The organism is Marixanthomonas sp. SCSIO 43207, from assembly GCF_019904255.1.
GTDB lineage: Bacteria > Bacteroidota > Bacteroidia > Flavobacteriales > Flavobacteriaceae > Marixanthomonas.
This window is the reverse complement of sequence record NZ_CP063203.1, coordinates 2,036,019-2,048,707: the sequence shown is the minus strand read 5'-3', so window position 1 is coordinate 2,048,707 and position 12,689 is coordinate 2,036,019. Positions and strand designations below refer to the sequence as shown.

Below are 12,689 nucleotides of genomic sequence, written 5' to 3'. Positions count from 1 at the left end.
ACTATGAGTTCTACAAAAGAATTGAGTACAAAAAATAATCTTCAGGTTCTTTTTGAAGACAATCATTTACTTATTGTCAATAAACGAGCAGGCGATATTGTTCAAGGTGACAAAACCGGCGACAAACCCTTATCTGAGGTAGTAAAAGAATATATTGCCGAAAAATACAATAAGCCGGGAGCTGTCTACCTAGGCGTAGTGCATCGGTTAGATAGACCTACCAGTGGGGTTGTCGTTTTTGCTAGAACTTCAAAAGCTTTGTCAAGATTAAATAAGCTTTTTGCTGAAAGAGATACTGAAAAAACATATTGGGCTTTAGTTAAAAATAGACCTCCAAAAGATGTTGACACTTTAGTTCATTATTTAAAACGTAACCCAAAACAAAACAAATCATATTCACACATTAATGAAGTACCCAATAGTAAAAAAGGTATTCTTCATTACAGATTAATAAAAGAATTAAACACCTATTTTTTGTTAGAAATTAACCTAGAGACAGGCCGTCACCATCAAATACGTTCTCAACTCTCTGCGATAGGTTGCCCAATAAAAGGTGATCTAAAATATGGTTTTGACCGAAGCAATAAAGATGCAAGTATTCATTTACATTCTAGACAACTTACTTTTATTCATCCTGTAAGAAAAGAAAAACTTACCATCTCTGCACCGGTACCTAATGATTCGTTATGGAATGCTTGTATTTAAATTTTTGAGATATTGTGTTTTAAGGCATATAAAACCAACCCTACTCTATTTTTTACATCCAGTTTATTAAAAAGGTCTTGACGATAACCATCAATAGTTTTTGGACTTAAATTCATTCTATCTGCAATTTCTTTATAGGTTAATTCACTACAAGCCAATTGCATAAAATCTATTTCACGATCTTTAAAAACCGGCTGCTCTTTCTTTTCAGCGTTTAAGGAATGTAACAGGGTTTTAGCTACTTTTTCAGAATGGTAATAGCCTTTGGTAAGTGTTTCATCTAAAGCTTTATTAAGCTTGTCTGGATGAATGTCTTTCAGTAAATATCCTTTTGCACCGTTGCAAAGCATTTTTAATATTTTTGACTCATCATCCTCCATTGTTAAAACCAACACCTTGATTTCTGGATGGTTTTCATTGAGCCAAACCATGGTTTCTGCTCCATCCATAACCGGCATATTTAAATCTAGCAATATAATTTCTGGCAAATGGGGTTCGGTTACTAGTTTTTGTTGAAGATCTCTCCCATTTTTGGCGTGATATAATACTGTGAAGTTTTCAAAAGAGTTTACTAATTTTTCAAGTGAACTTGCAAACAGAGAATGATCATCTACAATTACAATACGGTTTGAGGTAGTTTTATTCATTATTGTAGGGGTAGTTTAAGCGTAATATTGTTCCTTTATCTGGTTCAGATTCTATTGAAAAATCTGCGTTTAACAGTTGTGCTCTACTTTTCATAGTCTCCATTCCAGAATTTCCTTTTTTTTGCGTTGTGTCAAAACCTACTCCATTGTCACTTGCTTCAATTATCAAATTGGTTTTGGTATAGTTTAAATGTACAAATAATTCTGTTGCGCGCGCATGTTTTAAAACATTGGTAGAAAATTCTTGAAGAATTCTAAAAATTACAATTTCTTTTGTGCGGTCAATTTCTTGTTGTTCTCCGCTTATTTTCAATTCAGCATTTAAAAAATCTAAGCGATTAAACCGTTCAAGTTCAAACTTTAACGAACCTAGCAGCCCGTTTTTATACACCACATCATTATTAAGAGTTTTGCTTAAGTTGCGTACTTCTTGTACTGTGTTTTGTACTACAGATTTGGTTTCTATAAGTTGGTCTTTAAATTCTTCTGGAGAGGTACTCAACATCATATTGAGCTGAATACTGGTTACTGAAAGTAATTGACCTATGTTATCGTGAAGCTCCCAAGCAATATTTTTAAAAGTCTGTTCTTGAATTTCAATTTTTGAATTTGAAATTTCCTTTTCAAATTTAATTCGTTGTTCGGCTTGCTTAAGTAGTAGCTTATTTTTACGACGTTGAAAGACAATAAAAAAGAATAGAAAAATCCCAACTATAAACGTTAGGATAACTATAAAATATATGATGAGGAGTCTTTCTTCTTTAGACATATTATAAACCCAAAACTATACAGTAAATATACCAATAGGTTTGTAAATAAGAGGATTCTTTTATACAATTCTACAAATTCGGGGCTTTCTGCATCAAAGTATTTGCTGTAAATAAAGATAGGGGTTAAAACCAAATGTAGCAAAATAGCGCCTATGGAAATATAAAACGGTAGCGATGTATTAAAGATTAATATTTCATCACCTGTCAATAATTGATAATAATATAAACTAATTGAAAGCAAGATTAAAAGTGTACCTATCATCTCACCATATGCTGAGTAACTAACAAAAAACGTTTCAGAAAAAACAGATTCAAAAACCATTCCCACAACAAAAAGAATTAAAAGTATGGTAAGAATTTTTCTGTGATTTGCATTTTCTAGATGCATTTTAAAGAAACTCACATATACAAATGAACTTATTATGGTATAAGAATTATATAACCAGTAGTTTTCTTCAAATAAAGTTCCCTTGACAAAACCAAAGTATTTATAATCTGAAAAATAAGCTATAGCTGCGTACGAACCTATTACCTCTACCAAAACCGTAAATAAAAGAAAATACGTGAAGTATCTAGTGGGTTTGTTAACCTTATAGTTGATAATATAAAAAAGCCCTATACAAGCAGCCAAAAGCTCAACAGAGGTTACTGGAATAACATGCAATAAAAATTCTTTCAAAATGAGTTACAATAAATTAATAATTTGTAGGCGGCCAGCCTCCCATTCCTTTATTTAATGGATCAATGCTATAGTTGTTACTAGAGCTTGATGTGTTTCCATTTGTTGGAGCCAGAAAGATTGTTGCTTTATCATCAGACTGAGTATCATAAGCTGCAAAATATATACGAATACCAGGATTAGTTATACCTTGTTTTGTTGACATATCTTTCACATAATCTAGATATTCTTGTAATTCTTCTACTGAGTAAAAAAACTCTCGTGTATCAACACTACCTTGAGCTTGTTCTATTTCTACAGCTCTTGTATTCACCCAATTATCTTGTAATTCTCGCGCACTATCAACACTAATGCATTTTGCTGGTTTAGCCATTATTAAAATAAAATTTGGTTAGTTAGTTGGTCTGGCAATGTATAAAATTTACAAGTATACTACAGTCCTTATTTTAAAAAACAGGAAAAAACCTATTTCAGAAAAGGCTTTTCCCTTTGTTTTAAAAAGGTTTTAGCCTTTCATTTTTCAAGAAAATCCTGTTTTTAATACCGCTCTTTACCTACTCCTTTTCACAGAAAGACTAAATAGATTTGTGAAAACCAAAGGTTATAAAGTAACGAGTTATAAATAATCATGACAAAACCTGATACAAACACAGCATTCCATCTTGATGTTGCTTTTTTTGAAAATGAAGCCGAAGATTTACAAACTCAGTTTACAAGCATATCTGGTTTAACAGTTGATCTGGATATAGAAAAACTGACAGAACGTGGCGAAACAAATTTTAAACATTCGTTTCCTTCCCGAAAAAAATTTCCAAATCTTGTTTTAAAAAATGGTTTAATTAAAAATAAAAAAGTCATCACTTGGTGTAAAGATGCTATTGAAAATAAAAAGCTATCACCAATTGATGTTCACATAAAATTAATGAATCAAACTACAAATATTTTGGCCTATAACATCATTCATGCTTACCCGGTAAAATGGAAAATAAAAGGGTCAAAATATACCGATAAAAACCTAGCTGTTGAATCGGTTGAATTGGCTTATAATTATTTTAAACTAGTCTAGTAAATTGACAAAAAAATGGAGCAAGTACCCCTACAAAAAAAAGTAAAAAACCAATCAAAAATCACTTCAAAAAAATTGAACAATCAATGTGAGGAAACTAACAAATTAATAGGGTTTTTAGAGACTGGTTTTTTGGAAGAAAAGGCAGGTAATATTCCAAATTTTGATGAAATTATATTCAAATGCGAAGATAAAAAGTTGTTTTATTCAGAAATTACAAACGAAATTAAAAATAAAACTAATACTTTAAATAGAATCATATTACAATATGATAATCAAATAATTAAATTAATATTTTTAAATTTTTTAGACACGTCTAAATCAGATCTTTTATATAAAATTAAAATACCAGCTGTTCTTTCTGAAACAAGTTACAAAATTATTTTTTGGAAGCTATTATTCACTGAAAATAATCAACAAAACTTTGAGTCAAAATTTAAAAATCTTATTGCCAAGGTTGCAAAATATCACCCTAAAAAAAAGGTAATAGAATTATTAAATTTTGCCATCTTATTACAACGAAAAAAACCTAAAAATGAAAAGGTTTTTTTTACAACTCCACCCATCAAAAAAGAGTTAAAAAAAGTAGTTTTATACAATTCAGGATTGGTCCTACTCTACCCATTTTTTGAGACGCTTTTTAAAGATATGAAGTATCTAAAAAACAATGTTTTTTTACCTGAAAAAAAACAGCGAGCAGCTCACGCTCTCCATTATTTGGCAACTCAAAATAAACATTCTTTTGAGTTTCAAATGCAAATTGAAAAACTTATTTGTGGTTTTGCTCTCAATCAATCAATAGATCGTTTTATAAAATTGTCAGACTTTGAAAAAGAAACATGCAATAGCTTTTTGCAAAATGTAATCAAAAAATTAAATTTTCAAGGAATTAAAACAGTTTCAGAACTACAAACTAGAATACTTCAACGAGAAGGAACACTTATGTTAAGGGAAAATCTTGTCGTGACCGTAAAGAAACATAATGATGATGCTTTTCTAAGCAGTCTTCCTTTTGACATTCACAAAATCAATTTGCCTTGGCAAACAACTCCATTTTCAGTAAAATGGTAAGTTATATCTTTTGTAAATCAAATTGTATTGTTGACCCAGGTTTCTTTTGAGCTAATTTTCCTATGGCTTTTTCGCTCAATTGTAAAATCCTTGCATAACCACCGGTTGTTTGTGCATCTTTCATCAATACAACACAAGCTCCAGATGGCGTCAATTGAACGGTACCGGGTTGTACAGGAGCTGTAATAATATCTTCAGCTGTTATGTTTTCAAGTCCTTTTAACACATAAGCCATCCGGTTGCTTTGTGGTTTAATTTCTAAAACAGAATTTATAACTTTTTTTTGAAACGAATTGGAAAGCAAATCAAACTCTGGACCTGGATAGACAGGTATTTTCTTCTCTTGAAAGTAATTATCTTCAACAGAAAAGCTAGCGTTTCGAATAATTTTTTCTGAAGAAAGGCTTAAAAAAGGAATAGTATCACCTTTTTCAAGTTTACTTTTTTCAGTAATCCCATTATAAAAACTTCGACTTCCCAATACATTTTTGGTTTGAAAACCTCCAGAAACGGCTAAGTAGCCAAAATACCCATAAATGGGATTTGAAAAGCTTAATACATCCCCTTTATCAACAAACAACGCTTTATTTAAATCTACATTTTTATTATTAAGTTTAGCTTGAAAATCACCTCCTGAAATTGAAATATGAGTTGATTCATTAAATTGAAGTTTTGGTCCTATCATAGTAAACTCCATAACCGCGGCATCTACGTCATTATTTAACAAACTGTTGGCCAAAGCTGCAGAAATTGCATCCATTGCTCCACTTGTAGGTACACCTATTTTTCGGTGGGTAAAGCGACCTCTATCTTGTATTGTTGTAAAAAGTCCGGGATTTAATACCTTAAGCAAAACGCACCTCCTCTTTCTTTATTTGATAATTATCTTTACTTATTTGATGTTCTATAGCGATAAACTCTTCTTTGGATACAGAAGTAAATTTGATTAAATCACCAGCTTTTAAAAGAGCTGGAGAAGATTTACCTACAGAAAAGAAAGGTATAGGAGTTTTTCCTATAATCTGCCAACCTCCCGGAGATGATGTACTGTAAACACCAGTTTGAGAACCACCAATGGCAACAGAACCGCTTGCTACACGTTCTCTCGGTGTTTTTTTTCTTGGGGTATGCAACCGAGCGTCAAGACCACCTAAATATGGAAAACCAGGTAAAAACCCTAAAAAATAAACTTTGTAAACAGGGCTGGTATGAATCTCAATTACTTGGGTAGTGGTGAGCTGTTTTTGTTGAGCAATTTCTTCTAAGTCTGGTGCAAATTCAAGATTGTAACATACAGGAATGTATACTTTACGTCTGGTAACGCTTTCTTTTTTTGAAGTATTTTTCAGTGAATTTTTGAGTGAATCGATAAACTGTGTTACATTGCTACCATAGTTTAAATATATTGCCAAAGCACTATAGGTTGAAACAATTTCTAGAATTTCTTCAGAAAAATTATTTGAGATATGTTGCTTTGTTTGAAGCACATTTGCCAATGTTTTTTCATCAATACTAGGTTTCCATTCTACAAGTACTGCTCGTTCTCCAAATGGTTTTACCGTCACGTTTTTCATTATGATAAGACCATTTGGTTAAACTTCATTTGTTGTTGAATGTATTTTAAAATCTCAACAGATTGCTGATTATCACCGTGTATGCAGTATGTAGAGGCAACAATAGGTTTCTCTTGCCCCAATCTTGTTTTTACTTTATTTTCTGAAGCCATTTTAAGAAGTTGTCTCCAAGCATCTTGAGGTTCTTCAATGAGAGCTCCATTTTTATCCCTAGAAACCAATGATAAATCTTCATTATATTGTCTATCAATAAATGCTTCAAAGGCTAAGGGTAGTAAATTTTCAGCCTTGCGATGCAAAACCGAATTGTATTGAACATATAACTTGGGACGTACTTTGGTTTGTATAATTGTTTCAACAACTGCATCTGCTGTAGGAGCATCTTTTGCTGCATAATTATATAAAGCCCCGTGTAACTTAATGTGATTAATTGATGCTTCTTCGGTTTCACAAATAGCAAAGAAATGTACAAGTTGATTAAATAACGTATCGGTAAGTTGCTGTTTGGTTAAATGCATAATTTTTCTTCCGAAGTTATCTTTATCAGGAAAAGAAGGATGTGCTCCTATTTTCACTCCATATTTTTGAGCCAAACGTATGGTATTGCGCATAGTTTTTTCATTTCCGTAATGACCACCACACGCGATGCTACACGACGAAATTAAAGGCATAATGGCTTCATCAAAACCGCTACCTTCACCTAGATCCGCATTAATATCAATTGATTTCATAAGTTAGGTTTCAAGACGTTTTCATAATTACATTTTTACATATCAAAAAATACTTTTGCAAGGCTTCTGAATCCCAAAACAATAGCTATTAAAACAATGAGAAAGCCAATTATATTCTGAAGTGTATTGTTTTTAAAACTCCCCAATACAGTTTCTTTATTGACTGCCCACAACAAAAAGCCGGCAATGACAGGTAATAGAATGCCATTTGCAACTTGTGCAAACCGAATTACTTCGATGGGTTTAAATCCTATTGAAGAAAATACAATTCCTATTGCTAAAACAAAAATCCAAACGGAACGAAATTTTGTTGACCTTAAACCAGACTTCCATTTAAAACAGCCTTTAGCAACATATGCTGCCGCCAGAGGAGCTGTAATTGCAGAAGAAATTCCGGCTGCAAAAAGGCCCATACTTAAAAAATACTTTGCAAAACTGCCAAATAAAGGTTCTAGACTCTTGGCTAAATCTGCAGCATTTGAGATTTCTGAACTTTGTATAGATGCTGCGCAAACAATAATGGCTATAGAAACTAAACCTCCCAAAATAATAGAAGCATACAAATCTATTTTAGCAGCTTTTAAATCATTTACGCCATTCCACTTCTCTTTTACGAGTGACGCGTGTAAGAAAAGGTTATACGGCACTACAGTAGTTCCTACAAGTGCAATAATTGCTAATACTCCTTCTTCAGGAACTCTAGGAATAATCATATTGGTTATAACCGAACTCCAATCTGGATTTGTAATAAAAGCTGTTACCAGGAAAGAAATACTCATCAATATGACCAACACCACCAAACTTCGCTCAATTATTTTATAATTACCTATGTATAAAAGTGTAAAAGCAATCCCGCCAATTAATAAACTTAAATAGTTAAACTGAAATGAACCTATTTGAAGTGAAGATTGAGTAAAAATAGTTTCTAAACCCAACATACCGCCGCTAATATTTCCGGCTTCATATGCTGCATTTCCAATTAATATTGCTGAAAGCATTAATAGTATTGCAAAAACACGAAAGGTCTTTGAAGGAATTTCATTTCTTACAACTTCGGCCAATCCTTTTCCGTACACCAAGCCTAATCGTATTGCCATTTCTTGTAAAACAATAGTTGCGACTATTGACAAAACCATAGCCCATAGCAAGGTGAAGCCAAATTCTACACCGGTTAGCACACAAACAGTAACCGTTCCCGGACCAATAAAAGCCGCCGCGATTAGTGCTCCAGGACCTATATTTTTAAAAAACTTTTTCACTTTTTTGCATTTTCTTGAAGTGCATAAATAGCAAAACTTCCCAACCAATGTCCCCCTTCATATGAATCACCTACCAAATTTGGGTATGAATATGAAACGTGATTGTGGGCTATGTTTGTGACATGTTCATATTCTGGATATTGATTTGCTAGACCGTACAACACCCAAGCTCGGCTAAAATTGAGCCCATCCAGATGTACTAACTTACCATCACTCCTATCACCTACTTTTCCGGGTTGTAAATGATAGTTTTCGTTTTCTAAGGCCGGTAAAAAGGAACCTAACCAAGTTTTAAACTCACTTTTTGAAAGAACCCGACGCATAATATCAATCTCTTCAAGACAAGGAGATAAAAAATCATAACCACTAGGTTCCCAATTTATAGGGCAATTGGTGTCTTTCATAAAAAAATCCTTTGCTCTATCCTTAATAAGATTTTGAAATGAAACATCATCAACAGTCTTTGCATAATCCCAAGCAAAAGCTAAACCAAAAGCAGTATTGGTGTGTTCTCCCACGCGTATAGGGTATATCAATTTGGGCAAGTATTCTTTATATTTTAAAACAATTTCCTGAGTCAAAGGTTCTAGGTTTTTTGCTAATTCTTTACCCAAAGGATCATCCCAGGTTTGTAACGCTTCAGAAAGTTTTAATAGCCAAGCCCAACCGTAGGTTCGTTCATACGTTTTATTGATATCTTTTTGAAAATACTCTAGTTCTTTCAGTACATTTTCTTCGGTAATATTTTTCTGAAGTAGGGTTTTTACTTCATTGGCTTTTTTTAGCGTAGGAAATTGTTTTACCAACGTAACCATTGACCAATAACCATGAACCGAACTGTGCCAATCAAAACAGCCGTAAAAAATGGGGTGTAACGCCTGTGGAGATTGTAAATCTTTATCACTGCCAATAGTTTGCCCAAGCTTGTTTGGATATTCGTTTTCTACACATTGTAGTGGGAGTTCTATTAACTGATTGGCTTCTGAAACAGTAAATGTAGGAGCCTTGTATTTTTCTGGTTCTATTTTATCTTCTTTAGTAGGTTCAAAATCTTGTTGTTTTTTTTCTTCAGAAGTGTTACAACTCATGATAAAAATACTTAAAATAAAAGCGTATATGTAATGTTTCATTGGTATAGAATTCTGCTTATGAAAGGGTTTAAAACTTAAAGATATTAAATAAACTGTGTTTTACTATTTCAGAAATAAAAAAAGGGATACCAAAACGGCACCCCTTTAAACTTTATAATACTATAAAATTACATTTTAACGTCTTCTAGCTTTACTTCTTCTCCTTCTTTGTTAAGTAATTTTACTTCGTCAAAATCCATGTTTTTAAATTGAGCAAACTGTGTGGCAGCGTCACCAACTACTACATAAGCCATTTTGGACTCATCAAGATATTTGTTGGCTAGTGTTTTATGTTGCTCTAGCGTCATGTTTTTAACGATAGACTCTTCGTTTTCAATATAATTTTCAGGTAGATCATAAGTACTCATTTCTAGTAACATACCTAGAAGCGAAAATTGTGTTTCAAAACGACGTGCATTTGATTTGATCATAGCATTTTTAGTAAATTCTAAATCTTCTTCACTTATGCCTTCTTTATATTTTGCTATTTGATCTTTAAATATTTGAACCGATTCTCCTGTGGTATTTGTTCTTACACTTGAAGAAGCTGTAAATGTACCAGGAACTTTGCTTCCGCTGAAACCAGTGCGTGCTCCGTAGGTATATCCTTTCTCTTCACGAAGAATTAGGTTTACATTTCCGTTGAAGGAACCTCCCAATTTATAATTCATTACCTCCGCAGGGTAGAAATCTTTATCGGTACGTGGTAAAGCAATGTAACCAATGTTAATTACAGACTGCTTTGAGTTTGGTATATCTACAAAGTAAAGTGAAGCTTTATCACGTTTTTCTGGCATTGGATACTCAGGGATTGTAACTTCTTTAGCTTCCCAACGCTCTTGAAGACCATTAAGCTGTTTTAACACCTCATCTTTCTTAATCTTACCTACTATTTGGAAACTACTTATAGACGGTGAAAAGTTATTATCATAAAACGCTTTCAAATCTTCCATTTGTATAGCTTCAACAGATTTTTCTGTTCCGCTCGTTGGTAGACTGAAGATGTGATTTTCACCATACAATAACTTATCATAAATGTTACCTGCTACACGATTAGGGTTTGCTTCACTACGTTTTATTTGATTGATTGTTTTGGTTTTAATACGTCCTAACTCTTCTTGATCCCAACGTGGTTCTAAAAGAATTTCTTCAACCAAATCCATGGTTTTATCAAAGTTACGTGTAAGTGTATTTCCGCGTATAACGATTGATTCGTTTGTAGTATACATATTGATAGAAGCTCCCAATAAATCAATAGCTTCTTCAAGCTCTTCAGGAGTTTTATTTTGGGTTCCTTCCATCATTATATCTGTCATCAAATTGGCTACTCCATTTTTATCTTTAGCATCCATTAAATGACCACCTTCTATAACTAAGCTGAAATTTACTGTTGGTATCTCGTTTTGTTCAATACCGTAAACCTCCATACCGTTTTCAAGCTTGGCAGTCCAAGTTTCAGGAATGCTCAATTCTGGTACAGGTCCTTGTTCTGGTTCTATTGAACGGTCAAAACTTGAAGGTGTTTTTGCAATTTCTTCAGTAGACTCTTCAATAGTTTTTTCTACATTTTCTTTAATTTCTTCTTCAACAACCGGTGCTTTTTCAGAATTTTCGGCAATTAACTCCATTTGTCCTTTTGGAACAAAGCTGGTCATTACAAAAGGCTTATCTTTTATATATTCATTGTAAACGCGCATTACGTCTTCCTTAGTCACTTTTTTGATATTCTCAATATCTTTCTCAATAAATCCAGGATCACCAGTAAATGTGTTATATCTAGCTAATTGAAATGACTTTCCTAAAACACTACTTACTCCGTTGTAAAAATCGGTTTCTAGTCCGGCTTTAATACGCTCAATATCACGATCTGTTACACCTTCTGTTTCAAAAAGTGTTAATGCTTCATTTATTCCAGATTCAATACTATCAAGGTCAACTCCACTGTTTGCTGTTATAATCATGTGAAATTCACCGGCCAATTCTTGTGAATTGTTATAAGCAGTTGTTCTAGAGGTAAGGTTTTTATCTTTTACCAATACTTTATATAATGGAGCTTTTTTTCCTTCTGAAAGAATTTCAGCTAGGAAATCTAAAGCATACGCATCATCTGTGTACTGTTGAACCGTAGGCCAAACCATATTTAATTGAGGTGCATTTGCAAAATTATCTTCGTGATACAATCTCTTAGTTTCTGAAATTGTAACAGGTTGAGGCTCCATAGGTTCTACTTCTTGGCGTTTTTTAATCTCACCAAAATACTTTTCTATTAAATTTTTAGCTTCTGAAGTTTCAAAATCTCCAGCTAGCACAAGAGTTGCATTATTAGGACCATAAAAACGGTCATAAAATTCACGTACATCTTCTACAGTAGCGTTTTGAAGATCTTTTAATTCACCAATTACTTGCCAGTTGTATGGGTGACCTTCAGGATATATGTTTTTATCAATTACCCAGCTTGTATGACCGTAAGGATTGTTGTCAACACGTTGTCTTTTTTCATTTTGTACAACTTCTTGTTGATTGTAAAAAGCAGACTCGGTAACGGTATTAATTAAGTAACCCATTCGGTCACTTTCCATCCATAATACCATTTCCATAGCGTTTTTGGGTACAACTTCATAATAAATGGTTCCATCTTTCCAAGTTCCGCCATTTAATGTACCACCGGCATCTTGTATTTTCTTGAAAAATTCATCTTGAGGAACATTCTCAGACTCTTGAAATAACATATGCTCAAATAAGTGTGCAAAGCCAGTGCGACCGGTTTTTTCCCTATTTGATCCAACGCCATATTGAATGGCAACCGAAACTATAGGGTCACTTTTATCTTGATGTAACACAACGTCAAGACCGTTTTCAAGTTCATATTTTTCAAAGTCTACAGATAGATTTGCCGTTTCTTCTTTGGCATCTGCTTCTTTTTCATTTTTACACGAAGTAAAAACAAAACTCAATAGCAATACAGCTATCAATGAGGTTTTTAGATAATTTTTAAAAAACATAGTTTGTTGATTTAATGAAGTGTTAAAGATACAATTGCAGTTATGTTGAAATCTT

At 33.0% G+C, this 12,689-nt stretch carries 13 protein-coding genes; 3 read left to right on the top strand and 10 right to left on the bottom strand.

The window, feature by feature from the left end; all coding sequences use genetic code 11:
- Nucleotides 1–3 precede the first annotated feature (3 nt).
- Complete coding sequence (locus INR76_RS09580; RefSeq protein ID WP_223107689.1) at nt 4–705, top strand: RluA family pseudouridine synthase; 702 nt, start codon at nt 4–6, stop codon at nt 703–705.
- Here the strand turns inward: INR76_RS09580 and INR76_RS09575 are convergent.
- From INR76_RS09575 to INR76_RS09560, 4 genes are read right to left on the bottom strand one after another with little or no spacing between them, the layout of a single operon-like run.
- On the bottom strand, nt 702–1,352 hold the full coding sequence (locus INR76_RS09575; RefSeq protein WP_223107688.1) for a response regulator transcription factor: 651 nt from the start codon (nt 1,350–1,352) through the stop codon (nt 702–704). The genes INR76_RS09580 and INR76_RS09575 overlap by 4 nt on opposite strands.
- Nucleotides 1,345–2,121, bottom strand: coding sequence for a sensor histidine kinase (locus tag INR76_RS09570; protein ID WP_223107687.1), 777 nt, complete (start codon nt 2,119–2,121; stop codon nt 1,345–1,347). Before INR76_RS09570 ends, INR76_RS09575 begins: the two co-directional genes overlap by 8 nt.
- A complete protein-coding gene (locus tag INR76_RS09565; protein ID WP_223107686.1) occupies nt 2,082–2,801 on the bottom strand; it encodes a hypothetical protein in 720 nt (239 codons plus the stop codon). Before INR76_RS09565 ends, INR76_RS09570 begins: the two co-directional genes overlap by 40 nt.
- Nucleotides 2,802–2,817: 16 nt before the next feature.
- The gene (locus tag INR76_RS09560) at nt 2,818–3,174 is read right to left on the bottom strand and encodes a hypothetical protein (RefSeq protein WP_223107685.1); all 357 of its coding nucleotides are present in this window, start codon (nt 3,172–3,174) and stop codon (nt 2,818–2,820) included.
- Nucleotides 3,175–3,429: 255 nt separating this feature from the next.
- Between INR76_RS09560 and INR76_RS09555 the strand changes: the two genes are divergently transcribed.
- Both INR76_RS09555 and INR76_RS09550 read left to right on the top strand, forming a co-directional pair.
- Complete coding sequence (locus INR76_RS09555; protein WP_223107684.1) at nt 3,430–3,867, top strand: phage tail protein; 438 nt, start codon at nt 3,430–3,432, stop codon at nt 3,865–3,867.
- 15 nt (nt 3,868–3,882) lie between these two features.
- On the top strand, nt 3,883–4,938 hold the full coding sequence (locus INR76_RS09550) for a contractile injection system tape measure protein (protein WP_223107683.1): 1,056 nt from the start codon (nt 3,883–3,885) through the stop codon (nt 4,936–4,938).
- Between the two features lies 1 nt (nt 4,939).
- On the opposite strand, the gene INR76_RS09545 is transcribed toward INR76_RS09550, so the two are convergent.
- The 6 genes from INR76_RS09545 to INR76_RS09520 form a co-directional block, all read right to left on the bottom strand.
- Nucleotides 4,940–5,791 (bottom strand): biotin-dependent carboxyltransferase family protein, encoded by an 852-nt coding sequence (locus INR76_RS09545; protein WP_223107682.1) that lies wholly within the window; start codon nt 5,789–5,791, stop codon nt 4,940–4,942.
- Nucleotides 5,784–6,503 (bottom strand): 5-oxoprolinase subunit PxpB, encoded by a 720-nt coding sequence (gene pxpB / locus INR76_RS09540; RefSeq protein WP_223107681.1) that lies wholly within the window; start codon nt 6,501–6,503, stop codon nt 5,784–5,786. The genes INR76_RS09545 and pxpB overlap by 8 nt, the downstream gene beginning before the upstream one ends.
- Nucleotides 6,504–6,511: 8 nt before the next feature.
- Entirely contained in the window at nt 6,512–7,243 is a 732-nt protein-coding gene (pxpA, locus tag INR76_RS09535; protein ID WP_223107680.1) for a 5-oxoprolinase subunit PxpA, read from the bottom strand.
- Between the two features lie 35 nt (nt 7,244–7,278).
- Entirely contained in the window at nt 7,279–8,502 is a 1,224-nt protein-coding gene (locus tag INR76_RS09530) for an Nramp family divalent metal transporter (protein WP_223107678.1), read from the bottom strand.
- Entirely contained in the window at nt 8,499–9,632 is a 1,134-nt protein-coding gene (locus INR76_RS09525) for a DUF2891 domain-containing protein (protein ID WP_223107677.1), read from the bottom strand. The genes INR76_RS09530 and INR76_RS09525 overlap by 4 nt, the downstream gene beginning before the upstream one ends.
- Nucleotides 9,633–9,760: 128 nt before the next feature.
- The gene (locus INR76_RS09520) at nt 9,761–12,634 is read right to left on the bottom strand and encodes a pitrilysin family protein (protein ID WP_223107676.1); all 2,874 of its coding nucleotides are present in this window, start codon (nt 12,632–12,634) and stop codon (nt 9,761–9,763) included.
- Between the last annotated feature and the right edge of the window lie 55 nt (nt 12,635–12,689).